Annotated in this window: 19 protein-coding genes; 12 read left to right on the forward strand and 7 right to left on the reverse strand. The window is 58.9% G+C overall.

The features are described 5' to 3' along the window. Window positions 1-350 precede the first annotated feature (350 nt). Complete coding sequence (locus tag U9R61_RS14840; RefSeq protein ID WP_322489588.1) at window positions 351-3,221, forward strand: hypothetical protein; 2,871 nt, start codon at window positions 351-353, stop codon at window positions 3,219-3,221. 196 nt (window positions 3,222-3,417) lie between these two features. Here U9R61_RS14840 and U9R61_RS14845 read toward each other — a convergent pair whose 3' ends face one another. Then, a complete protein-coding gene (locus U9R61_RS14845; protein WP_322489589.1) occupies window positions 3,418-3,750 on the reverse strand; it encodes a hypothetical protein in 333 nt (110 codons plus the stop codon). Between the two features lie 453 nt (window positions 3,751-4,203). Between U9R61_RS14845 and pepF the strand changes: the two genes are divergently transcribed. Beyond that, complete coding sequence (pepF, locus tag U9R61_RS14850; protein ID WP_322489590.1) at window positions 4,204-6,012, forward strand: oligoendopeptidase F; 1,809 nt, start codon at window positions 4,204-4,206, stop codon at window positions 6,010-6,012. A gap of 49 nt (window positions 6,013-6,061) precedes the next feature. On the opposite strand, the gene U9R61_RS14855 is transcribed toward pepF, so the two are convergent. Then, window positions 6,062-7,105 carry an ABC transporter substrate-binding protein gene (locus U9R61_RS14855; RefSeq protein WP_322489591.1) on the reverse strand — a complete coding sequence of 348 codons (1,044 nt, stop codon included), beginning with the start codon at window positions 7,103-7,105 and terminating at the stop codon, window positions 6,062-6,064. A gap of 38 nt (window positions 7,106-7,143) precedes the next feature. Continuing rightward, window positions 7,144-7,917, reverse strand: coding sequence for an ABC transporter permease (locus U9R61_RS14860; protein ID WP_322489592.1), 774 nt, complete (start codon window positions 7,915-7,917; stop codon window positions 7,144-7,146). 404 nt (window positions 7,918-8,321) lie between these two features. Between U9R61_RS14860 and U9R61_RS14865 the strand changes: the two genes are divergently transcribed. From U9R61_RS14865 to U9R61_RS14880, 4 genes are all read left to right on the forward strand, one after another. Beyond that, window positions 8,322-10,274: an alpha-amylase family glycosyl hydrolase gene (locus U9R61_RS14865; protein WP_322489593.1), complete on the forward strand. Its 1,953-nt coding sequence runs from the start codon at window positions 8,322-8,324 to the stop codon at window positions 10,272-10,274. Between the two features lie 251 nt (window positions 10,275-10,525). After that, window positions 10,526-11,323, forward strand: a complete 798-nt coding sequence (locus U9R61_RS14870) for a PAS domain-containing protein (protein WP_322489594.1) — start codon at window positions 10,526-10,528, stop codon at window positions 11,321-11,323. Next, entirely contained in the window at window positions 11,313-12,149 is an 837-nt protein-coding gene (locus U9R61_RS14875; protein ID WP_322489595.1) for a PAS domain S-box protein, read from the forward strand. Before U9R61_RS14870 ends, U9R61_RS14875 begins: the two co-directional genes overlap by 11 nt. Window positions 12,150-12,252: 103 nt before the next feature. Then, on the forward strand, window positions 12,253-13,569 hold the full coding sequence (locus tag U9R61_RS14880) for an RtcB family protein (RefSeq protein WP_322489640.1): 1,317 nt from the start codon (window positions 12,253-12,255) through the stop codon (window positions 13,567-13,569). 382 nt (window positions 13,570-13,951) lie between these two features. Here the strand turns inward: U9R61_RS14880 and U9R61_RS14885 are convergent, their stop codons facing one another. After that, the gene (locus tag U9R61_RS14885; RefSeq protein WP_322489596.1) at window positions 13,952-14,473 is read right to left on the reverse strand and encodes a hypothetical protein; all 522 of its coding nucleotides are present in this window, start codon (window positions 14,471-14,473) and stop codon (window positions 13,952-13,954) included. Window positions 14,474-14,767: 294 nt separating this feature from the next. On the opposite strand from U9R61_RS14885, the gene U9R61_RS14890 reads away from it, so the two are divergent. From U9R61_RS14890 to U9R61_RS14905, 4 genes are all read left to right on the forward strand, one after another. Beyond that, entirely contained in the window at window positions 14,768-15,712 is a 945-nt protein-coding gene (locus tag U9R61_RS14890) for a hydroxymethylglutaryl-CoA lyase (protein ID WP_416208858.1), read from the forward strand. Window positions 15,713-15,970: 258 nt separating this feature from the next. Next, window positions 15,971-16,771: an SDR family NAD(P)-dependent oxidoreductase gene (locus U9R61_RS14895; protein ID WP_322489598.1), complete on the forward strand. Its 801-nt coding sequence runs from the start codon at window positions 15,971-15,973 to the stop codon at window positions 16,769-16,771. 92 nt (window positions 16,772-16,863) lie between these two features. Continuing rightward, the gene (locus tag U9R61_RS14900; protein ID WP_322489599.1) at window positions 16,864-20,034 is read left to right on the forward strand and encodes a S41 family peptidase; all 3,171 of its coding nucleotides are present in this window, start codon (window positions 16,864-16,866) and stop codon (window positions 20,032-20,034) included. Window positions 20,035-20,172: 138 nt separating this feature from the next. After that, window positions 20,173-20,946, forward strand: coding sequence for a hydroxypyruvate isomerase family protein (locus U9R61_RS14905; protein WP_322489600.1), 774 nt, complete (start codon window positions 20,173-20,175; stop codon window positions 20,944-20,946). 438 nt (window positions 20,947-21,384) lie between these two features. Here the strand turns inward: U9R61_RS14905 and ribA are convergent, their stop codons facing one another. From ribA to U9R61_RS14920, 3 genes are all read right to left on the reverse strand, one after another. Beyond that, the gene (gene ribA / locus U9R61_RS14910; protein WP_322489601.1) at window positions 21,385-22,002 is read right to left on the reverse strand and encodes a GTP cyclohydrolase II; all 618 of its coding nucleotides are present in this window, start codon (window positions 22,000-22,002) and stop codon (window positions 21,385-21,387) included. Further along, a complete protein-coding gene (locus tag U9R61_RS14915) occupies window positions 21,999-23,219 on the reverse strand; it encodes an MFS transporter (protein WP_322489602.1) in 1,221 nt (406 codons plus the stop codon). The genes ribA and U9R61_RS14915 overlap by 4 nt, the downstream gene beginning before the upstream one ends. Window positions 23,220-23,351: 132 nt before the next feature. Next, a complete protein-coding gene (locus U9R61_RS14920) occupies window positions 23,352-24,218 on the reverse strand; it encodes a GNAT family N-acetyltransferase (RefSeq protein ID WP_322489603.1) in 867 nt (288 codons plus the stop codon). A gap of 129 nt (window positions 24,219-24,347) precedes the next feature. Here U9R61_RS14920 and U9R61_RS14925 point away from each other — a divergent pair, with 129 nt between their 5' ends. Next, complete coding sequence (locus U9R61_RS14925) at window positions 24,348-24,959, forward strand: 2Fe-2S iron-sulfur cluster-binding protein (RefSeq protein WP_322489604.1); 612 nt, start codon at window positions 24,348-24,350, stop codon at window positions 24,957-24,959. Between the two features lie 435 nt (window positions 24,960-25,394). Beyond that, window positions 25,395-26,129 carry a PIG-L deacetylase family protein gene (locus tag U9R61_RS14930; RefSeq protein ID WP_322489605.1) on the forward strand — a complete coding sequence of 245 codons (735 nt, stop codon included), beginning with the start codon at window positions 25,395-25,397 and terminating at the stop codon, window positions 26,127-26,129. Window positions 26,130-26,469: the final 340 nt, after the last annotated feature.

The raw sequence follows: 26,469 nt of genomic DNA on the forward strand, positions 1-26,469 counted from the left end.
TCACTTGTTAGTTCCCAACGCTTTGCTTCTCTCCCATCCCCTTCTTCCAAAGAAGGGGATGTTTGTGCATCCTGACCCCGAAACGAACAACGGTTGCCAACAGACTTCTCCTCGTGTGCGGATACATTGCACAGCAATTCTTTGGTGTTGTTGTGTGTGAGTGTAAATAGTTCCTGCTCATTGATGAAACAAGAGTTCGTGCTGATTTCATTTTTGACATGATGGTAATTATGAATTCGTAGAATAATAGTGTGACGAATCAACGCATTAACATGGCATAATTAACATAAATTTTTTGTAACGGAGTTGAAGCAATGTACCATCATTTTCGCACTACACTCACATCTTTTATGATCGTTGCGTTCGTGGTGGCAATCATCCTGTGGCCGCAACCAGTTCAAGCTGCGGTGAATTGCAGTAACCCGGCGTTAGTATGTAAAAGCGGCACACTGAGCAGTGATGAGGTGTGGACGGCGGATAAGGTCTATGTTGTGTATAGCAATGTGACGGTTCCAGCCGGGGTAACGCTGACTATCGAATCCGGCACAGTAGTGAAATTCAACCTATACGCCGGTCTGACGATACAGGGAACACTGATTACCAACGGTGTTTCCGGTAATCCGGTCTACTTTACTTCAATTCGTGATGATACGATTGATGGTGACACCGATAATGAAGTAAATGTACCCCAACCGGGGAATTGGCAATCCCTGCATTTTCAAACCAGCAGTACGGGAATGTTACAGCATACGGAGTTCCGTTACGGCGGAAACATCTCTACTGCTATGGTGCAGGTGGATGTGAATGCGAATGTCACCATTCGAGCAAGTGTCTTTAAGTCTGGTGCTCAGTGCGCCATCAGTATGAAACCGCAGAATGATGTCACGCTGGAGGATATGAGTTTCGTGAACTTTACCGGGAATGTCTATAATGGCCTTTGTGTCGATAGCGGTGATATTAGCGCGCATACAACGTGGGATGAAACCGAAGCGGTCTACATTCTCACCGGCGATGTGAGAGTAGCCTTCGGCACGACGCTCACGCTAGGGGCGGGGGTAGTCATAAAGTTTGCTGATGTCTTTCTTGGGGCGAACCTCTTGGTCAATGGAACGCTGCTGGCGCAGGGCACTACCGATCAACCTATTTATTTCACCTCGATCTATGATAGTACCATCGGCGGTGCCAGTGGTAATACGACAACAACACCGTCGCCCGGTAATTGGGGATGGGTGCTGTTTCGCACCGGCAGTAGCGGTGTGCTTGACCATGTTGAGATGCGCTACGGCGGCAAAAATGCCAAAGACGCGATCTTGCGCCAAGAGGTTGGCGCTGATGTGTCGATCAATGCCGGGCGCTTTGTCAATGGCAGGAGCTGCCCGTTGAGTATGCCGCCGCAGAGCGATTTTACCCTGAGCAATATGAGTCCGGCTAGCTTTGCCGGCAATGAATTCAACGGAATTTGCGTCGATAGCGGCGGAGTGTCAGCTCATACCACGTGGGATGAGACAGAAGCGCCTTACGTGCCGCAGAGTGATATAACGGTTGCGTTCGGGGCTACCCTGACGTGGGGACCGGGGATTGTGGTGAAGCCGCGTGATTTCAACACCGATTTCTTCATCGATGGCATACTCAATGTCAACGGTGTTGCCGGCCAACCCGTTACGCTGACTTCGATCCGCGACGATACGATTGGCGGCGCTACTGACAACACGACCAACCCACCTGCACGCGGTGATTGGGGGCGTATCCTCTTCCGCAGTACCGGCACGGGCGAGTTGAACCAGCTTGAATTGCGGTATGGGGGCCAAGGGTGGGTAGCACTGGGCATGTTGGAACAAGATGTTGGCGCGAGTGTGACCATTAATGGCGGCGCTTTCAAGTATAGCAGTAGCTGTGCATTGGCGACTCATCCGCAGAATGATTTCACCATGATCAATCTAGCCTCCACGAGCGTGATCGGCAACGAAACCAATGGTGTGTGCGTGCGAAGTGGTGATATTTCAGCCAATACTATCTGGGACGAGACAGAGATACCCTACGTGCCGCAGGGTGATATAACGGTTGCGTTCGGGGCTACCCTGACGTGGGGGCCAGGGATTGTGGTGAAACCGTCTGATTCCGAAACGGATTTTTTCATCGATGGCATACTCAATGTCAACGGTGTTGCCGGCCAACCCGTTACGCTGACTTCGATCCGCGACGACACGATTGGCGGCGCTACTGACAACACGACCAACCCACCTGCACGTGGTGATTGGGGGCGTATCTTGGTGCGTGGCACCGGTAGCGCGACGTTCAATATGGTCGAATTGCGCTATGGCGGACGGTTCTGGTTTAACCTTCCTATGGTAGAGCAAGCCCTTGACGCACAAGTGACCATCAATGCCAGCACCTTTAGATATGGCAGCGGTTGTGCAGTGGCAATCCATCCGCAAACGGATGTGACGTTGACCAACATGACTGTAGCGAACTTTAGCGGCAATGGCACGAATGGCATCTGTGTGCAAGGTGGCGGAATTTCGGCCAACACGACATGGGATGAAACCGAAGCGCCGTATGTGCCGCAAGGAGATATTACGGTTACTGCCGGTGTCACGTTGACATGGGGGCCGGGCGTTGTGATTAAGCCAAAGGATTTCTCGGTGGAGTTTTTGATCGATGGTATCCTCAGTGCTAATGGTACGCAGAGTCAACCGATCTACGTTACGTCGATCTATGACTCAACCGTTGGTGGCGTGACGATCAGCTCAACCACCCCACCGGCTCCTGGTCAATGGGGGCGCATCTTGTTTCGTAGTGGCAGTAGCGGCACACTCTCGCACATTGTTCTTCGCTACGGTGGTGATAGTTTCTTCGGTTCTTACGGTGCAATCCACGTTGACAACGCCTCGCCGGTGTTGCGCTATTGCATGTTGGCGAACAATCGGTATGGGTTGCGCAGTTCTGGTACTGCCGCCAATCCAGTGGTTGAGTACTGCAACATTGTGGGCAATACGACTGCCGGTATCCAAAACGACACCCCCAATCACTGGATTTCAGCCCTGAATAACTGGTGGGGAAACGTGAACGGTCCGAATGATGCCTCAAATGCCGATGGTTTCGTCAATAATGGCAGCGGTGATAAAGTTAGCAATTTTGTTAAATACCAACCATGGTTGCAGGGGCCGGTCATTATCAGCGCTGGTCAATATCGGATGTATGTGCCGCACATTGTGCGGTAGCTGGCGCGAAGGTAGCCCTTACCCCCCGACCCTCTCTCCCACCTAACGGCGGGAGAGAGGCGGGGTTGAGGATGATATCATATGGATGGAAACAGAATATAGCTCTGAGCGCGCTACTGGCGTATATGATTGCTGTAACGTTGCGTTATGTGCTTCCAGTGCATCGCGAGCGGTTATTCATCAACTAAAAATACGCTTATGAACATGTATCGAGCGTTGCTTGAACCAATTGATTCAGTTCCATCAGTTTCGACATGTATACGAGAACATCGTTGTGTTCAGCAACGTTGCTCGCACCCATGGTTGTACGATAATCAACCACCTTTTTGATCAGTGCGGCAAATGCTTGCAACATGGCCCGATCAGCCTGGCGCAGATCCAACGTGTCAACTTTCGTCTCAAGGCAAAACCTGATCTCGCCCGCTAATGCCGACGCTGCATCAATCCAGGGGATCGCATCAGCGGAAAGCTGGCGAGCTATCCACCGATTCGTTGCCCACAGCCGTTCGTCAGGGAGAAGCACACTCATCGTCTACTCCGCTAACGATAGCACCATCTTCTTTTGTTCAGATGCATTAATAATATGTAGAGTGGCTATTTATTGAAGGTAGAAACGTTGTGATCTATCGGAAGTCAGCCGCACTATTCTCCCACAAGCGCGGGAGATAGAGCGTGGGGAATAGGGAGAAGGAAAGATACTCCCTATCTCTCTGATCCGCATCCAAAACCTCTGCGCCCTCTGCGTTCTTAGCGCCTTTGCATTGAACGTCTCTGCGCCTTGGCTCGCTTTGCGGCTTTGCGTTCAACGTCGCTGCGCCTTTGCGGAGCCGGACAGCCATCCGGCTCTACTGCATCTTTACAACCTTTATAAGGAGGTCGTTTCGGCTGCATTCCCCACGCAATTCCTTGCCGAGTCAGGTATAATGGCAAACAGGGCAAACGCAATGGTACAGTGCCGTGCCTAAGATGAAAGGAAGTACACATGACCCTTACCGCCAACCAAGTCCCATCGCGATCTGATATACCGGTCGAATATACATGGGATTTGTCGCAAATCTTTGCCGATGTGTCGGCGTGGGAACAAGAACTCAGCGCAGTTGAGGCGCGCGCGCACGAGTTAGCCACCTTGCAAGGGACGCTAGCGCAGGGGCCGGCGCAGTTGTTGGCGGCGCTGAACCTGCGCGACGAGGTGGCGCGCAGGTTGTATGCATTGTATGTCTATGCCATGCATCGCAAGGATAGCGATGGTACCGATCCGGTAGGGCAGGGGTTGGCCGAGCGGGCGAGCAGTTTTGCGGCCCGGATACAAGCGGTGCTGGCGTTTATTGAGCCAGAGATTTTGACGATCCCGGCGGAAACGCTGGACGAGTGGTTGGCGGCTACCCCCGGCCTGCAAGTGTATCGCTATGCCTTAGAGAAGCTGAACCGCCAGCGCGCGCATATCCGCTCGGCGGAGGTTGAGCAGGTGATGGCGGCGTTTAGCGATATTGTCCGTGCGCCATACGCGACCTTCTCGATGCTGGCCGACTCGGATTTGCAGTTTCCGACGATTGAGGATGAGCAGGGCCAGCCGGTGAAGTTATCGCATGCGCGCTATGGCCGCTTGCTCGAAAGTCCTGACCGGCGGGTGCGTCGTGATGCGTTCAAGGGGTACTACAGCGCGTTTTTGCCCTTCCGCAACACGCTTGCCACCACTCTCGGCGCGGCGATCCGCTCGCACGTGATCGAGGCCCGGTTGCGCAATTACGGCTCGGCGCTCGAGGCGGCGCTCGCTCCGAATGAAATCCCTGTTGAGGTGTACCATAACCTGATCGCGACCGTCGAAGCCAATCTGCCGCGGTTTCATCGCTATTTGGCCGTGCGGCGGCGGCTGATGGGTTTAGATGAATTGCATTTCTACGATCTCTATGTGCAGCCGGTACCTGCTGTCGAGCGCCCGTTCCCCTATCAAGAAGCGTGTGATCTGATGCGTGAGGCGTTCCGTCCGCTCGGCCCTGAGTATGGTGCGGCGCTCGAGCAGATGTTTACGCGGCGTTGGATCGATGTGTATGAGAATGTGGGCAAGCGGAGCGGGGCCTATAGCGGCGGTTCGTATGGTACGCCGCCCTACATCTTGCTCAACTATCAAGATCGGTTGCGCGATGTCTTTACCCTTGCGCACGAGTTGGGTCATTCCCTCCATTCATACTTCACCCGCACCACGCAGCCGTTTGTGTATGGCGAGTACACGATCTTCGTTGCCGAAGTCGCTTCGACGCTGAATGAGGCGTTGTTGACCCACTATTTGTTACAGCATAGGGCCGATGAGGCGTTGCGGCGGCAGTTGCTTGCGCAACAGATCGAAACGATCCGTGGGACCATTTTCCGCCAGACGATGTTTGCCGCCTTCGAGTTGTGGATGCACGAGCAGGCCGAGCGTGGACAACCACTCACGGCTGATGCGCTGAGTCAGCATTACCGTGAGTTGGTTGTTCGGTATCACGGACCTGTGCTGGTGATCGATGATGAGCTGGTATATGAGTGGCTGCGCATTCCGCATTTCTACTATCAGTTCTACGTGTATCAGTATGCAACCGGCTTGTCGGCGGCACTGGCGCTGAGCCGTCAGATTATCAACGAGGGTCAGCCGGCGGTTGAACGGTATCTGCGGTTTTTGCGTAGCGGTTCGTCACGCGCGTCGATTGATCTGTTGCGTGATGCCGGTGTTGATATGACTTCACCGGCTCCGATTCAAGTGGCAATGGATACGTTTGCCGAATTGGTCAGTCAATTGGAACAGTTGGCGCCGTAACGTGATCGACGGGCGCGGGGACGCACGGCGGTGCGTCCCCCATTCGTATTTACCGCCGGCATTCAATGCCGCGTGCGTGGTAATCGTCGTCAACCGCATCAGTGACCAACACCGTCGCCGGATCAACCGCCGTTTTCAGCACCCCCAGCGATTGCAGCAGTTCGGCCTCTTTGGCCCATGCCTGCCGGTCGCTGGCTCCGACACATCGCGTGCCAATGCCGTAGCGCAGCAATTTAATCGTTTCCGTCGCTTCAAACTCAAGATGGCCGCGGTCGAAGTCAGGACTGCGAGCGAGAATAATGTCGATCGCCGCTGCCGGGTCGGTGATCGCGTCTTGCCAACCACGCAGCGTGGCTTGGACGAACGCGCGCACGGTGTTGGGGTTCTTACGGGCGAATTCGGCGGTGGTGAAGAGCACATCACCCATCAGTTCGACGCCGTAATCGCGGGCAACGATCAGATCGATCTCGGCGCCGGCGGCGCGGGCGGTGTAGGGTTGGTCGGTGGCGTAGACCGGCCACACATCGGCCCGCCGCTCAAGGAAGGGAGCAAGGCTGTAGTCGCCGGGAATCTCGTTGATGCTGGCCGGATCAACGCCGGTGGCAGCTAGCAGCGCCCGGTATTCAGTCTCCACGTTGTCGCCGTAGAACATCGCTACCCGCCGGCCGACAAAGTCTTGCGGCGAACGGATGCCGCTGTCGCGATGCACCATAAACGCGACCGGACTGGCTTGGAACCATGTCGCCAGTGCGACGACCTCGATCCCCTGTTCGCGGCTGATCAAGATCGTATCAGCGCCAGTGCTGCCAAAGGTATTAGCGCCGGTTGCAACCAGCGGCAGTGGCACGGCGTCAGGCCCGCCGGGCAAGATGGTCACGTTGAGTCCCGCCTCACGGTAATAACCGCGCGCGTCGGCTACCAAATAGCCGGCAAACTGGAATTGGGGCAGCCATTGCAGACGCATTGATACATCGGTGACTTCCGGGGCATTCGTTGACGAAATGGCATTGCTAGCCGGATTCGGGCTAGCACAACCTGATACGATCAATAGTAGTAGAAAAAGAGCCAATGATAAGCGGTAACGGTGCGACATAACAAATCCTCACTCCGTCTGATACAACTACGCCGCGATTACCGTTCTCGTTCCCAATAGACAATCGTGCGTTCGAGCAGTAGAAACAGGCCGTGGAGTGCCAGCGCCAACCCGGCGGCGGCAGCGATCGCAGCAAAGGCCCGGTCGGTTGCCAGCCGGTAGGTCGAGGTGGTGATCAGGTAGCCAAGGCCACGCCCAGCGCCAGAAAGCTCGCTGACCAATGCGCCGATCACGGCCAACGCGCCAGCGACGCGCATCCCGCTGAAGATAAACGGCAGCGCCGCCGGTAAGCGCAGCATGCGCAGGATTTGCCATTGTGACGCGCCATACGCTTGCATCATCGCCAATTGTTCGGGCGCGGGCCGGCGGAGACCGCTGATGGTGGCGATGAGCAGGGGAAAGCAGGCGAAAAGAGCGGCCATTGCTGCGCGGGGCGCAAGCCCTTCACCTAGCCAAATGGTAAGCAGCGGCGCCAAGGCGACTGAGGGCAAACTCTGGCCGAGCAAGACCCACGGGTAGAGGGCGTCTTCGAGCGGGCGCACAAAGAGGAAGGCGATGGCGAGGGTGAAGGCGATCAGCGTGCCAACCGTAAGGCCGATCAAGGCTGCATTGGCGGTGGCAAGGGTATGGTCGAGCAGCCGCACTTCGGGTTGGAGGGCGGCAGCGACCACCCGCGAGGGTGGCGGCAAGAGGTACGCTGGAATGCCGGCGGCGGGCAGTCCCCATTCGAGCGCCGCCAAGAGCGCGATGCCGAGCGCCAGCGCCGGAACGAAACGGCGAAACAGGTTGGGTGGCGTAGTCATCGTTTCCATAGCGCTTTATCTTACCATGAAGCGGTGCAGGTGTCACCGCCGTGCGTGATGACCAGCCTGTCTTTCATTGCGAGGGCGCGTAGCGCCCAAAGCACTCTCTCCCTTCGGCGGGCAGGCTCCGCTTCCGTACTCGCGGGGGGATTGCTTCGCCGCCTGCGGCGGCGCGCAAAGATATGGGCTATCTGTCATTGCGAGGGCGCGCAGCGCCCGAAGCAATCTCCTGCTTCAGCGGAATACATGCCTGAGGGGATTCGCTCCGTACTCGCGGGGGATTGCTTCGCCGCCTGCGGCGGCGCGCAAGGACAACTGGGAATGTCGGCAGCGATTGCCAGTTTCCCTGTTTTCGGCGATACTTGCGCCGGAAACAACTGCCAGAGCGGGCAGTGGAGTGGTGAGGTTTGCGTATGCACGAGTGGGAACGTATACCACGCGAAGCGGCGCGGTCGTTGGCCCGGTTGCTGCCACGGATCGAGCAGGCATTTGAGGCAGCCGGCGGCAATGCCGCTGATTGGGCCGCATTCGAGCAGCGATTGCGCCGGGAATGGCCGCGTCTGTTTGAGTTGTTACTTGGCTTGTACGGTACCCAATACGACTTCTTCTATCACCTCGAACAACTGTTGATCGCGATGGCACAGAGCTGGCGCGAACGGCCACAATGGCTCAAGCAGCGCGATGCCGTCCGCGAAGCTGATAGCGAGTGGTTCCAGTCGGAACGGATGATGGGAGGGGTGCTCTATGTCGATCGCTTTTGCGGTACGCTGAGCCGGCTGCGCGAGTTTATTCCTTATTTCAATGAGTTGGGCTTGACCTACTTGCACCTCATGCCGTTGTTTGCCGCGCCGGAAGGCAACAACGACGGCGGTTATGCGGTGAGCAGCTACCGCAAGGTGAATCCGCAAATCGGCACGACGGCAGAGTTGGCCGCACTCGCTCACGAGCTCGATCGGGCCGGGATGAGTTTGGTGCTGGATTTTGTTTTTAACCATACTTCTGACGAACACGAATGGGCGCGGCGGGTGCAGGCCGGCGATCCCGACTATCAGGAGTTCTATTTCCTCTTTCCCGATCGCACGATGCCCGACGCTTACGAGCGCACGCTGCGCGAAATCTTCCCTACTGTGCGCCGTGGCAGCTTCACGTGGCGGCCCGATATGCAGCGCTGGGTGTGGACCACCTTCAACAGTTTTCAGTGGGATCTCAATTACGCTAACCCGGCGGTGTTTCGGGCGATGGCTGCCGAGATGCTCTTCCTCGCCAATTTGGGGGTGGCGGTGCTGCGCCTCGATGCGGTGCCGTTTATCTGGAAGCGGTTGGGTACCAATTGCGAGAACCAACCGGAAGCGCACCAGATTATTCAGGCCTTCAACGCGATCGCCAGAGTGGCCGCGCCGGCGCTGCTCTTCAAATCAGAGGCGATTGTCCATCCTGACGATGTGCTGAGCTACATTAGCCCGCACGAGTGCCAGCTTTCGTACAATCCGCTGCTGATGGCGCTGCTCTGGGAGTCGTTGGCGACGCGCGAGGTCAAGTTACTGGCCCATTCGCTCAGCCATCGCTTCCGTTTGCCGGCAGGGTGCGCGTGGATCAATTATTTGCGTTCGCACGACGACATTGGCTGGACGTTTGACGACAATGATGCGCGCGCCGTCGGGATCGATCCGTGGGGCCATCGCCAGTTTCTCAATGCCTTTTATACGGGCCGTTTCGCCGGTTCGTTTGCCTGCGGCTTGCCGTTTCAAGAAAATCCCGATACCGGCGATGCGCGGGTGTCGGGCACGCTGGCTTCGCTGGCCGGGTTGGAACAGGCGTTGGGCAGCGGTGATCCGCAGATGATCGATACCGCAATCCGGCGGATCGTGCTTTTGCACAGCGTTATCTTGAGCATCGGCGGCATTCCGTTGCTCTACCTTGGCGATGAAGTGGGGACGGTCAACGACTACAGCTACGTGACCGATCCGGCCAAAGCCATTGACAGCCGTTGGGTTCACCGGCCCGCCCGCAATCAGGCCGGCATGGATCAACGTCACGATCCCGCGACCGTACCCGGACGCATTTTTGGCGAGTTGGTGCGGCTCATCCGGCTGCGTATGTCGTTGCCCGCTCTGCGCGACGGCGCGATGGAAGTCGTGCGCAGCGACAATCGCCACGTGCTGGCGTATGTACGGCAAGCGGGATCGCAGCGGGTGTTGGTGTTGGCCAACTTCTCGGAATACCCGCAGCCGATTGCCGGCAACCTCTTGCGCATGTATGGCCCCGGCGTCGAATTGTTCGATGTGGTAGCAGAGCGCGCGATTTCGGCCAACGAGACGTTGGTCTTGCAACCGTACCAGTTTGTTTGGCTCACGCCGGTGCGGTGAGTCGCTGCAAGGAGATACTGCATAGCGTATCGTAGAGACGTTGCCCGGCGACGTCTCTACGATATACGGTGGGAAATATCGAAGCGGCCAATTTTTTGGCAAATATGTGTAACTATATTATTAAGGATAATCTTTTTTGTTAGTTTTTTAACAAATGCATCGCTTGTCTAAATAAATATTGTTGGATATACTATAATTGATTTATATCGCGACGATTGCACCATTCAGCATATTTAGCGCCAAGGATTGATATGGTCGACAACCTTCTCCCTTCTTCCACTGGCGAGGTCGAACACTTACGCGCGCAAGTCGCCGCTTTGCAAGAACAGCTCTCTCGTTGGCAAAACCTGATCGAGACGGCGAACGTCTTGGTAGTCGATCTCAACGCTGATGGAACCATTCGCTACCTCAACCTGGCTGCCGAACAGGTTTTTCAGATCACGCGCGATGGCTGGGCAGGCCGTTCGCTGTTGAGTTTTCTCGCGGCTGAGGATCGCGCGCGGGCGCAGCAGGTGTTTCTCGAAGCCATCCAAGCGCGTGCGCCGAGCTTGATGTTTCAATGCCGGGTGCAATCGCCGCAGATCGGTGAATTTCACGGGTTATGGACAGTGTCGCTGCGGTACGATGACGCGGGGAACTATAGTGGCGCAGCGGCCACTGCCTACGATGTCGGCCCGATCGAGCAGGCGCGGCGCGAGGCGGAAGCAAGTCGGGCGATGTTGCAGTTGGTGATTGACAGTCTGCTGCAGGCGATCTTCTGGAAGGATCGCGATTCGCGCTATTTGGGCGCTAACCGGCGCTTGCTGGAAGATGCCGGGATTGCCGACCTCGCTGACATCATTGGCAAGGCTGACACCGATATGCCGTGGGTGGAACAAGCGCCCTTGTACTGGGCTGACGATCTGGCGGTGATGGAACACGGGCCAAAGCTGAATATCGAAGAGCCGTGGACCCGCGCCGATGGGACGCAGATCTGGCTTCGCACCAACAAATTGCCGCTCGTGCGCGATGGCGAGGTGATCGGTGTGCTGGCGATGTATGATGTATGAAGATGTCACCGAAGCGCGGCGGCAGGCCAATGAGTTACGTACCTTTAAAGCGTTGGTTGATAATGCGCCGGATGGGATCATTGTCGCTGACACCAATCAAGTGATTACCTACGCCAACGCAGCGATGCTTGACATGTTGGGATACCAATCACTGGTTGGGATGCCGGCATCAGCCATCTTACCGCCCCACACATTGCAGCAGATGCCAGAGTTGACCCGGCTTGCGTTGGCTGGCGGTAAAGCGAATGTCCAAATTGATTATTTACGCCGGGATGGCGCCATTATTACGGTGAATGCGGCTGGGTTAGCGGTCTTTAACGAAAGCGGCCAGCTTATCGGCTTTGCCACCATCAATCGTGACATCAGCGAACAGTTGCGGTTGGAAGAAGAGCGCCGTCGAATGCAAGAGCAGGTGATTGCGGCGCAACAGGCGATGTTGCGCGAGCTGAGCACGCCGCTGTTGCCAATTGCCGAGCAGGTGGTGGCGATGCCGGTTATCGGTGCCATTGACAGTCATCGCGCTGCGCAGATTATGGAAACATTACTCGAAGGGGTAGCGTGCTATCGGGCGCGGATCGCGATCCTCGATATTACCGGTGTGCGGGTAGTGGATACGCAGGTGGCCGGCGCGTTGATGCGGGTGGCGCAGGCGGCGCGGTTGCTCGGGGCGCAGGTGGTGATTACCGGGATCGGCCCCGAAGTGGCGCAGACGTTGATGCATATTGGCGCTGAATTGACCAGTATGATCGCCAAGCCCAACCTGCAAGAGGGGATTGCGTTTGCGCTGCACCAGCGCAAGGGTGATCGGGCGATGGTTGGCGTATAATTGGATTGGCGTTGGTGCAGAACTTTCTCGCTCAGTGCGGCAGCAACGCTGCCGCACTGAGCGTCTTTGTCGAGGAACGTGAACGAGAAAGGAGGTGAGTTCGATGAAAGCGGCCCAACTGCTAGCTGATTATGCCGATCATCCGGCATTTCGCCAGATCTGCCGCGCAGCTAACCAGATGTTGCGCGACGGGATGGAATCGGCTGCCGTGCGGCAAGAGGTTGCCGCTCGCTATGGCGCACCGCCGGAAGCGCTGAAGTTGCGTGAAAAGCCGCAGCCGCTGAAGATTATCGGCGAGCATCTTGTCGAGCCGGGAGCGATCGAGCAGATCCGCACCGCCTTGCGCTTGCCGCCGGCGATCCGCGGTGCGTTGATGCCCGATGCTCACCAAGGCTATGCGCTGCCGGTTGGCGGTGTGATTGCGTACGACCGCGCTGTGGCGCCGTATCAAGTTGGGGTTGATATTGGCTGCCGCATGCACTTATCGATCTTGGCCGGGATGACGCCAGCCGATGCGCAGCGCGAACGGCAACACTTGCTCGATACGATCACCAAAGTGACAGTGTTTGGAATCGGTTCGCCCAAGAAGCCGGTGGCGACTCACCCGATCCTTTCCGATCCGCGCTGGCGAGCGACCAAACTGTTGCGCGAGCTGTATGAGTTGGCGAAATTGCAAATTGGCACCTCAGGCGGCGGCAACCATTTTGCCGAGATTGTGGTTGGCGAATGGCTCGATACCGGCAAACCGTTTGTTGGCTTGTTGACTCACAGCGGGAGTCGTGGCGTCGGTGCGAAGATTGCCAACTACTACGCCGAATTGGCTGACCGCGAGACGGCGGCGATCGCGCAGGGGATTCCGCGCACGTATGGTTGGCTCAGTACCGACTCGGAAGCTGGGCAAGAGTATCTGTTGTCAATGCGGTTGGCCGGTGATTTTGCCCGCGCCAACCACGAGGTGATCCACGAGCGGTTTGCCAAGGCGTTGGGTGTGCCGGTGGAACGGGTGATCGAGAACCATCACAATTTTGCGTGGGAAGAACGGAATGGTCTGGTGATCCACCGCAAGGGCGCTACACCCGCCGAAGCTGGGGTACTGGGGATTATCCCCGGTTCGATGGCGACGGCGAGCTATATTGTGGAAGGGCTCGGTGATCAGGCCACGCTCGCTAGCGCGGCGCATGGGGCTGGAAGACGCTTTAGCCGTTCGGAAGCGCGGCGGACGATTACGCCGGCAATGGTGGCGGCAGTCGTGCGTGAGGCAGGGGTGTTGGTGCGCGGCTTGGCCGTCGATGAGTCACCCTTGGCCTACAAAGATATCGAAGCGGTGATGGAGGTGCAAATCGCCGCTGGCTTAATTCGCCCTGTCGCCCGCATGCGTCCATTAGTCGTCGTCATGTCCGGTGCCCCCGGCGAAGACTAGTAGCGCCGCACGGCAGTGCGGCCCCGCTGTGTGGGCTGATGCCCTCACTCTCCAACCCCCGCTCCCGCCGTCAGGCGGGAGCGGGGGAGCGTTTTTTACCGCAGAGAGCGCAGAGGACGCAGTGGGGAGCCGCTCGGTGGGTGGCACAGCCATTGCTCTCGCGGAAGGCGGTAGCGCCCCTCGCCCGCTCGCGCGGGTGAGGGGACGGGGGTGAGGGATCCAAAAACCCCTCTGCGTCCTTTGCACCTTTGCGTTTGCATTCCTCTGCGCCGTTGCTTACTTTGCGGCTTACAAATGCACCTCACCGCTTGCGGTATGGTGGGCAAAAAACGACCCCCTCTCCCATCGGATGGGAGAGGGGGCTAGGGGGTGAGGGCAACCCTTACTTCTTATCCAGCGCCCCATTGACAACGCCCATCATCACCTTGCCCAGCTCGGCCTGCGCCTCAATCACGCGCTGCATCGCCTCTTGCCAGCTTTGCATCACCTTCTGAACCTGCGTGCTGTTCCAACCCCGCATCACATTGGTCGGATCCGACTTCTTCAGCATATCGAACCAACCCTCGATAAAGCGGGCTTGGCTCTCGTTGAAGTTGCGGGTCATCTCCAGCACCTGCCGGCTCCACTCGATCACCGCAGTCGGCGAGACGGGATTAATGCCGGGTATTGCCGGCATCCCCGGCGCCGTCGGCATCGTCGGCATATTAACGCTATTGGCGGCAACCGTCTCGGCCCACAGCCGGGTCAACTCGACTTGGGCCTCAAGCGCCTGCTTGACCGTGCCGCGCCAGCTATCCACCGTCTTCTGCCATGCCTCGGGGTTTTGGGGGGCTGACATGTATTGCATCGATGCCATCCAGCTATCCCACACCTTCTGCTGCGTGCCGGTCCACATCTTGATCATGTCGTTTACCTGCTTCTCCCAGCTCATTGGAACCTCCATTCAGCGTTGTCCGCTGTCTTCCCGTTTCTTGTGCCTCGCGTTGTGCGGGTCTGTTGTCAGCGTAGAGGAATAGGTTACACTAGAGTTACTAATGTGTTTCAGTGCAACGATTTGACAGGCGACTGAGTTACAGGGAAGCAGGGTGAACCTAGATATACGCATGCGTGCATTTGACAGAACGCGAGCGTCTATCTACCATACTGTCACATCACTCAAACCTTTGTGTCTTCCCGCCAACCGTTTGGGAGGTCGATGATGACCGTTATGGAGATTGCCGCACTGCCGGCTGTCGTTCACATTCGCGAAGTGGGGCCGCGTGACGGGTTGCAGAATGAGCCGGTCATCCTCAGTACGGCGCAGAAAGTCAAGCTGATCGATCTGCTTTCGGTGACCGGCTTGCGGGCGATTGAAGTAGGGGCGTTCGTGCGCCCGCAACAGGTGCCGCAGATGGCCGATACCGAGGCGGTGTTTGCCGGCATTACGCGGCGTCCGGGAGTGGTTTACAGTGCAATTGCGCCCAACGTGATCGGGGCGCGGCGAGCCATTGCCGCTGGCGCTGATGTGGTACAGGTCTTTCTGAGCGCCAGCGAGAGCCATAACCGCAGTAATGTCAATATGAGCATCGAACAGTCGCTGGCGCAAGTGGCCGAGATGGCTGCGATCGTGCATGGGGCCGGCAAGCCGTTCGATGCGGTGTTGTCGGTCGCGTTTGGTTGCCCGTTCGAGGGTGACGTGCCGGTCGAGCGGGTGCTTGATCTCTGCCAACGCTTGCTGGATTTAGGCACCGAGCAGTTGACGCTCGGCGACACGACCGGGATGGCGCATCCGTTGCTGGTGCAAGAGGTGGTGCGTGCGTTTCGGGCCCGCTTCCCGCGCCAGCCGTTGCGGTTACACCTGCACAGTGCGCGCGGGGCCGGTTTGGCCAATCTACTGGCCGGCTTGCAGTTGGGGGTTGATCTGTTTGACTCGAGCATCGGCGGGATCGGCGGCTGTCCCTTTGCCCCCGGTGCGCCGGGCAATTTGTGTACCGAAGATGTGGTGCATCTGTTGCATGAGATGGGCATTAACACCGGCTTGAACCTGCCGGCGTTGATGGCGACGGCCCGCGAGTTAGAGCGGATGTTGGGGCACGAGGTGCCCGGCCAAACGATCAAGGCCGGCATTTGCAAACACCTCCGTGATCGCGAACCCGCCCTGTAGGGGCACCCGGCAGTGTGCCCCCGGTACGGTGTTTCAAGGGCGGACAGAACCTATGAGCGCAGGTGTGGTTCATGGCGTTGCGATGGGCCGGTGTGCCCTCACCCCCAGCCCCTCTCTCACTGGCGCGGGTGAGGGAAGTGGAGAACCGAGTGTTGAGGCGTCGTATAGCGATAAATAGTTGCACTCAACCAAGTGTTCTGTCCATCCCTCAAGGCCCGGCGGTTCGTGTCTGGCAGTGTGCCCAAGGAAATCACCGTTATGGATCCACGCAATCGCGTTGTCATCATCACCGGCGCGTCGAGCGGCATCGGCGCCGCCACTGCCCGTTGTTTCGCCGCTGCCGGCTCGCGGCTCGTGTTGGCCGCCCGTTCTGCCGAGGCGTTGGCGCAGGTGGCCGCTGCGCTGCCGCAGGCGATCGCCGTGCCCGCTGATGTGGCCGATCCGGCAGTCTGCCACCGGCTGGTCGAACAGGCGGTGGCGGCGTATGGTCAGGTTGATATCTTGATCAACAACGCCGGCATTGGTCTCACCGGGCCGGTGACCAGCCTTGCCCGCGCCGATCTCGAACGGGTGTTAGCCGTCGATCTGCTCGGCCCGATCTGGCTGACCCAAGCGGTTGTGCCGGTGATGCGCGCCGCCGGTCGCGGCCAGATCATCAACGTCTCGTCAGTGCTGGCAGTGCAGCCGTTGCCGTACCTAGGCGGCTATGCTGCGGCGAAAGCGGCGCTCGAGCAGATCAGCAATGCGCTGCGCATCGAATTGCATGGCAGCGGCATTGCGGTGACGGTAGTGCGCCCCGGCACGACCCGCACCGGCTTCAATCAGCGCCGGCTGGGCAGTGGTCGCGAGCGACGGCGGATTGCGCCCCCCGGCGTGCCGCCCGAAGCGGTGGCGCGCGCGATCTTGCGCGCGGCCCGCACCGAGCCGCGCCTTGCTTATGTGAGCTGGGCCGACCGGTTGGCGTTGCTGGTCGGGCGTTTGGCACCGGGGTTGGTCGAGGCGGTGTTGGCGCGTGCGTTTGGCTGGGAAGAGCAGCAGTCACCAGAGAACAACCAATGAGTATGGGGCGCTGTGTCGAAGTGAGAAGGTCTAAGAGGGTACGGCTGGCGCAGTATGCCTGAGCCGGAATGAACGATCGCGCTGTCTAGGATATGAATGGAGTCATCACGTTGAATGCACCGCAAGCCCTCTTACGCCAGCCGGCCCTCGATCCTGATGGCCGGCAATTGGCCTTCGTAACAGCCGGCGATGTCTGGCTCGTGTCGATTGATGGCGGCACCGCCGAACGGCTCACCGCCCATCCGGCCCGCCATTATTTGCCCCGCTTTAGTCCCGACGGCCAGTGCCTGCTCTTTGCCGCCGGACGCGACGGCACCGGCGATTTATACATTCTTGATCTTGCCGGCGGCGCGCCGCGCCAGCTTACCTTTCAGGATGAGCCGTGCTATCCCGAAGCGTGGGCGAGCGACGGCGAAGCGGTCTTTTTTTCCTGTGACATCGAGCAGATGGGCTATGCGATCTACCGGGTGGGTGTGCAGGGTGGTACGCCGGCGCCGATCTATCTCGAACCGTATGAACAGCTCGACCAAGTGGCGGTTTCGCCCGATGGCCAGACGTTGGCGTTTACCAACCGGCGCGAGCGGTGGTGGCGGCGCGGCCCGCATCCCTTTTCACCCAACGAAATCTGGATCGGGCCGGCCCAACCTGATTACGGCGCGCTGCGCCAATTGGCCGGCCCGTTTGGCGAACGGTTCAAGTATGCCGGCAAGCTCGGCTGGCCCCTCTGGGAACCTGATGGCCAAGGGTTGTACGTCGTCTGTGATTGCGATGGCTACGAGAACCTCTGGTACATCCCGCTCGCCGATGGCGCGCCGCGCCAGATTACCAGCTTTCGCGATGGTCGTTTGCTCTTCCCGACCATCGCCCGGCGCAGCGGCGTGATCGTCTGCGAGCGGGGCGATGGCCAGTTGTGGCGGATCGATCCGGCCAGCGGCGAGGCGGCTCCTATCCCGATCCGGGTGCGGGTGGATACGAAACGCACGCCGGTGCGGGTCGAACGCTGGATGAGCGGGTTTAGCGAGGTGCGGCTGAGCCCTGACGGCAAGAAGCTGGCGCTGGTGGCGCGGGGTGATGTCTTTGCCGACTTTGCCGATAAAGAGACCGAACGCGATCTGCGGCAGGGGCCGGCCTTCCGTATTACGAATACCCCGGCCCGTGAATGGTCGATTGCGTGGACGCCCGACTCGCAAAGTCTCGCCTACCTCTCTGATCGGCACGGCGAGATCGAACTCTTTGGCTACGATTTTGAAACCGGCGCCGAAATGCAATTAACCAACGATGGCTGGCCCAAGCTGTTGCCGCGGATTGCTCCGAATGGCCAAGCGGTCGCTTATATCCGTGATCGGATGGCGATCGATCTGCTGGAAGAGCTTAGCGGCCAACCGCGCGAGCTGTGCCGGGCACGATTCACGGTCGCTGCCGATCTGTGCTGGTCGCCCGACTCGCGCTACCTTGCCTTTATCGCCCAAGACGATCACCTGTTTAGCAATGTCTACATTGTGCCGGTTACCGGCGGCGAGCCGCGCCAAATCACCTTTCTGAGCAATATTGGCGGCGGCGATTTGTGCTGGTCGCCTGACGGCAGCTTCATCATCTTCACCACCGAACAATACCGGCTCGAATCGCAGATCGCGCGCGTCGATCTGCGCCCGCCGCAGCTGGTCTTCCGCGAAGCGGCGTTTGAACGGTTATTTGAACGCGATAAGGAAAAGAAGGAAGAGGCATCCGCTGATGGCGGCGAACCGAGCAATAATGAGGCAAGAGCAGCGAAACCGCCGCCTGAGCCGATTGTCTACGAAGGCATTGAGCGGCGGCTGCGCTTGCTGACGCCGCCGCAAATGAATGCGGTCGCCGGCCCGATCAGTCCTGATGGAAAAGACCTGCTCTTCTTGGCGTCGGTGGCTGGCAAAGTAGATGTTTGGACGATGCCGCTCGACGAGCCGCGCGCTGGCCAGCCGCCGCGTCAGCTTACCGCCAGCGATACACGGAAGAGCTTTTTGCAGTTTGCGCCCGACGGGCGGAGCTTCTACTACCTCGAAGACGGGCAAGTGGTGGTGCGGCGCTTCCCCAGCGGCAATGAGCCGAGCCGGTTATCGTTGCGGGCCGAAGTCGAAGTGGATTTTCATCGCGAAAAAGAGCAAATTTTTACCGAGGTGTGGCGCGAGTTGCGCGACAGCTTCTACGACCCGACCTTCCGCGGCCAAGATTGGCAACAGGTTCGCGCGCGCTTCGCGCCTTTGATTGGCGCGGTGCAAACCACCGAAGAGCTGCATACCCTGATCAATCTGATGGTAGGCGAATTGCGCGCCTCGCACCTCGGCAGCGGCTTCTACGGCTGGGAGAGTGACGATGGCTTTATCGGCATCCTCTTTGCGGCTGAACCACTGCTGCGTGAGGGCCGGTTGGTGCTAGAACGAGTCTTGCCCGATGGTCCGGCGGCGTTAGCAAGCGAGCCGCCGCGTTCCGGTGAAGAACTGGTTGCGGTGGATGGAACGCGCGTAACGGCCACCCTCTCGCTGCACAAACTCTTGCTCCGCAGCGCCGGCAGACGGGTGCGGCTCACGTTGCGCGCTGCTGATGCGACCGAGCGTGAGATCGTGGTGCGTCCGATCGATGCCAAGGCTTACCAGCGGTTGCGGTACCGCGATTGGGTGGCGGTCAACGAGCAATATGTTCACACCATCAGCCGCGGACGGCTGGGCTATGTGCATATTGAAGAGATGAGCTATGATGCGTACCAGCAATTTCTGGTTGATCTTGACGCCGAAACCCACAGTAAAGCAGGCGTGATCATCGATGTGCGGTACAATAGCGGCGGGCACACGGCGACCTTTGTGCTCGATGTTTTAATGCGGCGATCGGCGTTGCGCAGCGGGTTCCGTGATCTGGGCGCAACCGATGCCAGCCATCTCGCCGGCAATCGGGTGCTCGACCGGCCCACCGTTTTGGTGACGAATGAGCGGTCGGCCAGCAACACCGAGATGCTGAGTGAAAGCTACCGGCGGTTGCGGCTGGGGAAAGTGGTCGGACGCCCGACAGCCGGTGCGGTGATCTGGACGTACACCATTCAATTGCTCGATGGGGCATGGCTGAGTTTGCCGCGGTTATATGTCGTCACGCCAGAAGGCGAAGATCTCGAAGGCAGTGGGCGACCGGTGGATGTAGAAATTGCTCGTCCATTGGGTGAGTGGGCCAGCGGGCGTGACCGGCAGCTCGATGCTGCTGTGGCAACGCTGCTCAAGGCCGTGCGGCGGCGCAAGTAGCCGCCACGATTGCTGATCAACGGTATAATGGGACATACAAAAGAGCAAACTCGCAGCTTGGCAAGGTGATACCCTTTGTCAGATGACCCGGCGGCGCTGGCGCCAGACCGGTGGTGGCGCAGAAAAGTGAGGTTGAAGATGTCGACCCTCGCACCCCTCCGCTTTTCAGTCTGTCTCGATATGATCTTCACCGATCGCCCGTTTGAACAGCGGCTCGAACATATTGCCGATCTTGGTTTTCGCGCCTATGAATTCTGGACGCGGCGGGGCAAGGATATGAATATCACCATCGCCTTGCAGACGGCGCTGCGGTTGCACTGCGTGGCGATTGCCGGCAACTGGGAAGCGTCGCCAAACGATCCCGACCAACGGGCGCAATTCCGTGATGAGATTAGCCGGAGCGCGGCGCTGGCGGTCGATCTGGCCTGCGACAATTTGATCGTGCATGGCGGGATGGTCCGCGCTGATCTTGATCGCCCGACCCAGCGCGCTCATTTGCTTGAGGCATTACGCGAAGCGGCAGAGACAGCGTCTGACGCTGGTCTTAATCTGCTGCTCGAACCGCGCAACCCGATCGATCATCCGGGCAGTTTTCTCTGGTCGTCTGATGAAGGGTTTGCGATTGTGCGTGAGTTGGGCTTGCCCCATGTGAAGTTACTCTTTGATTGTTATCACCAACAAATTAGTGAAGGCAACCTGACGCAGCGGATTCTCGCAAACCTCAACCAGATCGGGCACATTCACGTAGCTGATGTGCCCGGCCGCCACGAACCCGGCACCGGTGAAATTAACTACGAGCATATCTTCGGCATCTTGCGGGAACATAACTATCAAGGTTACGTCGGGCTTGAATACACGCCCCGGATCGACGCGGCCGCCAGTCTGCGCGCGGTGCGGATGATGGGCCAGTAACGTGTCTTCTCTCGCGCTTGCGTACACGATGCGCACCGCTCACAGCGGTGCGTATTCTCTTTGCAGAAAGCTAGCGGACCGGTATGGTTTGCATTCTATTGTTAGCTCCACTGCAATGTCGTATTCATCGCGTGTTCACTTTGCTAGGCTAGGCTATAGGAAAGTTAAACCTAGGTTAGGCGCTGGGTTTATCGGGTGATGGGATGGACGGATCGGGCGTTGGTTGGCTAGTAAAGCATATCTCGTCTGCGTCTTCAGGCGACGTTCGGGTCGAGTACGCAACTGACGGTTGCGATCCCGGCAAGCGACATTGGTGACGGTAACGATCCGATATCACATTTCAGGGCCAATGAGTGCAATCCGCTTCAACAAACCATGCACCTCTTCGCCTTGGCCGAAGAGGTGCATGCATGGGTATCACGTGGCTATACGTCACTCTTACAACATCCGCCCATCCAACAAGTGCCCCATCCGCAACTGCTTCGTTAGCAAATATGGTGCGCTGTATGCATTGGCCGGCGCTTGCAGGGGCACGCGCTCGCGCACCGTGATGCCATACTGTTCGAGGCTCGCAATCTTGGCGGGGTTGTTGGTCAGCAATCGCACCGATTCGATGCCTAGATCGCGCAAGATTGCGGCAGCGATGCCGTAATCACGCATATCGTCGGGCAAGCCCAAGGCGCGATTGGCGTCAACCGTATCAAGGCCCTGTTGCTGGAGCGCATAGGCGCGGATTTTGTTGACCAACCCGATGCCGCGCCCCTCTTGGCGCAGGTAGAGCAACACCCCACGCCCGGCTTGTTGGATCGCACTGAGCGCTGTGGCGAGTTGCTCACCGCAATCGCATCGGTGCGAACCGAAGATATCGCCGGTCAAGCATTCGGAGTGGAGTCGTGCCAGCACCGGCTCTGGCCCTGTCAGCGCGCCGCACGTCAGCGCCACCTGCTCTTTCTGCTCGGTGTCGAGGTAGACCACAATCTGAAACTGGCCAAACTTGGTCGGTAAATCAGCCATCGCCGCGCGGGTGATAGTCGCAGAAGAAGGAAGCATCGTCATACCTGAGCCTCGGGGTCTTCAGAAGGGCGAAAAGAACGGGAAACGCCGGCCAAGTTTGGCCGGGCTAAGGCAAGAGTCGTGATGGCCCAAGCGCCGGCAAGGAGCGCGCCACTCACGAGATACGGCGTATTAGGGTCGAACGAATCGAAGATTAGGCCAAAGCTGATGGGGCCGATTAACAGCGCAAAACTAATCAGGGCCTGCATCCCGCCAAGCACAGCCCCTTGCCGGCCAGTGCCAGCGCGCAGCGAGACGAGGCTGGTGATCGCCGGCACTGCCAACCCCATCCCGATCGCGAGCATTGCTGCCGGTGCGAACAGCAGCCAACCAGACTGTGACGCTAATCCGACGAGCGCAAAGGCGGTAGCCATCAGCCCTAATCCGCCACTGGCTAAGCGCGCTTCACCAAGATGCGGTTGGAGGCGACCGAGCAACACCCCTTGGGTACACGCCGCGCACAGACCGACGAAGACAAACAGCACGGCATTTTGTTCAGGCCCCCAGCCAAACCGGGTCAGTGTAAACAAGGCAATATTGCTTTGCAACCCGGCAAACGCGACATTGAGCAGTGCCACCGCGATCAGTAATGGGCGAACCGCCGGCATATGCAATGCGCTCAGGGCCGGTGCGAGCAGATTGTGCGGTCGCAGCGGTTGCGGACGGGGGCGCTCAACCGGTAACGACTCAGGCAAGGCAACGGTGGCGTAGAGCGCATTGAGCAGCGCAATGGCGCCGGCCAGCAACGGCGGAACGGCCAGCCCATACTGGCTCAGGGCGCCACCTATGGCCGCCCCGCCGATCAAGCCGATCCCAAACGCTGCGCCAAGCAAGCCTAACCCGCGCGCGCGTTCGGCTGGCGTTGTCACGTCGGCAATATAGGCCTGCGCCACCGGCATACTCGATCCCGCCGCACCGCCGAGGGCGATGGCTGCGGCCAAGAACCACAGGGAATCAGCTAACGCCAAGCCTAGATAGGCCAATGCCGAACCGAACAGACAGAGCAGGATCACTGGCCGGCGTCCGATCCGGTCAGAGACAGCGCCCAACATTGGCGCAACCAGCAACTGCATCACCGCGTACAGTGAGCCGAGCATGCCAACGACTAGCGCATCATCAGACCATGCTCGCGCCATAAAGGGCAACAACGGCATGATGAGGCCATAGCCCAGCATATCAACCAATACCGAACCGGCGACGATGATACGATGGCGATTCAATAGAGAGTCTCCTTGAATTGTGTACCCCGGTGTTATTGCGTAGGAGTCACGCACCTGAAGCATTCTCCAGCGCAAACGGAAGCTGCATCTGAAAGAGTATCGACTAAACGGTTGATTGCCATTCTGACCAGTTCATCCGGTGCGCTGCATCAATTGGCGTGCCATCGCCAATACTGCCGGACGCAGATGGTTATCGGCAACCAATGGCGGGCTAAACTGCACCCGCACCGGCTCGGTGGCAAGATGCGGCCACAACACCTGCACAATTGCCGCCAGCCACTGCCGTTCAGCCGGATCGCGGCGCAGGCGGGTCAGCGGATGGCGCAACGCCGCTGGCGCTTGTACATCGCTGACGATGGCCGTCACCACTGGCATGCTGGTGGCCAGCCGGCCAAACAGATCGAGACTGGCCGACCACTTGGCCAAGCCGGTGATCGCCGCCGGATCACGCGCCGGATCGGGTTCAATCCGTCCGGCGGGAAAGGTCAACACCGCGCCGCCTCGTTGCAGATGGCGCACCGCGCTGCGCAAGGCTGCCATCCGGCTGAGCGGCGTCGTACCGACCGGAATGATTGTTGCGGCAGTATGTGGCAGCGCCCGGATCAGTGGGCGCGCGATCGCGATAATCTTCAGATCGGTGCGACCTATTGCCGCAATCAACGCTGCCGCATCGAGCAAACCGGGATGGTTGGCAACAATCAATAACGGCCCATGGCACGGCGGCGACGGGCCATCGATCCGCATACCGGGCGCAAAGCGCGCACAGATCCATTGCGCGCCTGCCGGCAACCCTGCTCTGCCAACTAGCTCATCGAACGTCCGCAACTGGCGGGCAAAGCGCTGGGCCGGCGGGTGGGCCAGCACCGTCGCGATCCCGCGCAGCCATGGCGGGCGGGTAATGCCAAACCCCCGCAGCATATCGGCAGTATTGAGCCAGATCAGGTCAGCGAGCGGATCGGTAGATATGGGTACAGGCGTCTGATAATAAACCGGTAACACAGCCTACATACTCAAGATCTTCCAAGTTTGGTTGTCAGGTATCAACGTTGTATTGGTATCATACCACTATTTGCCCCAGAATCGCGGTACAATGAACTCACAGACCCTTGCCAGCAAAGGAGTATGGCTATGACCACGGTCACGATTAACGATGTCGAGATGGAAGCTCGGCCCGGTGAACGGATTCTCGATATTGCCCGGCGCAACGGCGCCCATATCGGTTTTGTCTGTGACGGTACTGGTTTTTGCCAAACGTGCAAAGTCAGAGTACTGGCCGGTAGTGAATCGCTCAGCCCGCCGACCGAGCTCGAGAAGAACTGGGTTCCTGAGCAGCGGTTGGCAGAGGGATGGCGGCTTGGTTGCCAAACAGCCATTCGCGGCAAAGGGCTAGTTGAGGTGTTAACGGCTGCCGAAGAGTTGCGCCGGCAAACCTTTGCCGTGATCAACCCGCCTCCCGGCACGAATGTGGTGTCAAATGTCGGCGTACTCCTTGCCAACGTCAACCAGCAAAACATTGATCAAGTCATTGGCTACCCATTTAACATGCTCAACGCGGTGACCAAGATCGGGCTAGGCCGGCTCTTGAACCCATGGCAATCGATGGAGCGGTTCAGCCAGTGGCTGACCGATTTCGGCAAGGTGTTTGAGAAGACGCTCAATTCACCGGCGCCGGCCCCGAAGAGCGCCTCGCTTGAGAGTGTGCGTGATGCAGCAGCCGAGGTGCGGCGGGCAAGTGAATAATAGCGCGGCGCAAAGCGAGCAAAGACGCAGAGGTTCTAAACGCAAAGGCGCAAAGAACACGAAGATCGCAGCAGTTTTGGGGATGGCGATCATCCTCCGCGTCCGCTGCGTCCTCAGCGGTACGCGACCATTCCCCTTCCCTCGCAGAGAGCGAGGTGCTGCTGTGTCCTGCGCTAGCACTGCCGTGCCCGCTAGCAAGCGGCTTCCCCTCGCTCGCCGAGGCCGAGGGGTGAAGGCCAGTAGCCCGTGTAACGGACTTCGTAATGGGAACCCGGCCCTTTATGGGCCGGGTTCCTTGCTGTCCGCCCTTGCATCCGGTTCGTAAGGAGAGAGGTCATCGCTTGCGAAAGCCGTGTGAGGGGCGACGCAGCACACCGACTCAACCGAAAGTCATGGTATGCTACCTACCAGCACCTAACAGTTCAAGGAGCAACCATGCACAACACACCATCTGAACCTCGTACCGTCTTAGTCGTGGTCGCCCACCCCGACGATGCTGAATTTGGCTGCGGCGGCACCCTCGCAGCGTGGGCCGCCGAAGGCTGGGAAATCACCCTCGTCATCTGCACCGACGGCAGCGCCGGCGGCCCCGATGATGCCACCGATGTCGGCCCCGACGCGCGCCGCCGGATCAGCGAGATTCGCAAAGCCGAGCAGCGCGCTGCCGCAGAGATCCTCGGCCTGAAGGAGGTGGTCTTCCTAGATTACCCCGACGGCATGCTGCAACCGAGCATCGAACTGCGGCGCGATATTGTGCGCCAGATCCGCCGCATCCGCGCCCAGCGCGTCGTATGCCAATCGCCCGATCGGGTGTGGACGCCGCAATACTCGATCCCCCGCTTCCACCCCGACCACCTCGCGGCGGCGAACGCGACCATTGCCGCTGTCTATCCGGCGGCACAAAACGGCTGGGACTTTCCCGAACTGCTGGATGAGGGTTATCCGCCGAGCAAAGTGCGCGAACTCTACATCACCGGCGCGCCGGTGTTGAACTATGCGATCGACATCAGCGCCACGATCGAGCAAAAGCTGGCTGCGTTGCGTTGCCATGTTTCCCAATTGGGGACTGATCAAACTGAGCTAGCTGCAATGGTTCGGCAATGGGCTGTCGAACGAGGGCAAGCATTCGGCTTAGCGCTGGCTGAAGTATTTCACCGGGTGGAGAATTAAGGCTGCGGGCTGGTGGCCCGCGCTGCAAGGTGTTCTCGCATGGAGTGCGGTAGGGCAACTGTCGCATGCTTCGCTGTTCGTCCGTGTCCTTGCCGGCCGCCGGCGGGGGCGATGCAAGCCCCGCTCCCCTCTTGTCCTTGCCCGCCGTCGGAGGCGGCGAAGCAATCTCCCCCAAGAGCGGGAGTCATGCACTCAGGCATGGGTGCCGCCGCAGCGGGGGATTGCTGCGGGGGCTTACGCCCCCTCGCAATGACAACTGGGTGGCGAACCCTCGTAATGACAACAACGAAGCTGCTTCTCCATGGAGTGCGCCAGTTTAACTGCCGCACTGTATAACCGG

The sequence above is a fragment of the Chloroflexus sp. genome (assembly GCF_034431535.1).
Lineage (GTDB): Bacteria > Chloroflexota > Chloroflexia > Chloroflexales > Chloroflexaceae > Chloroflexus.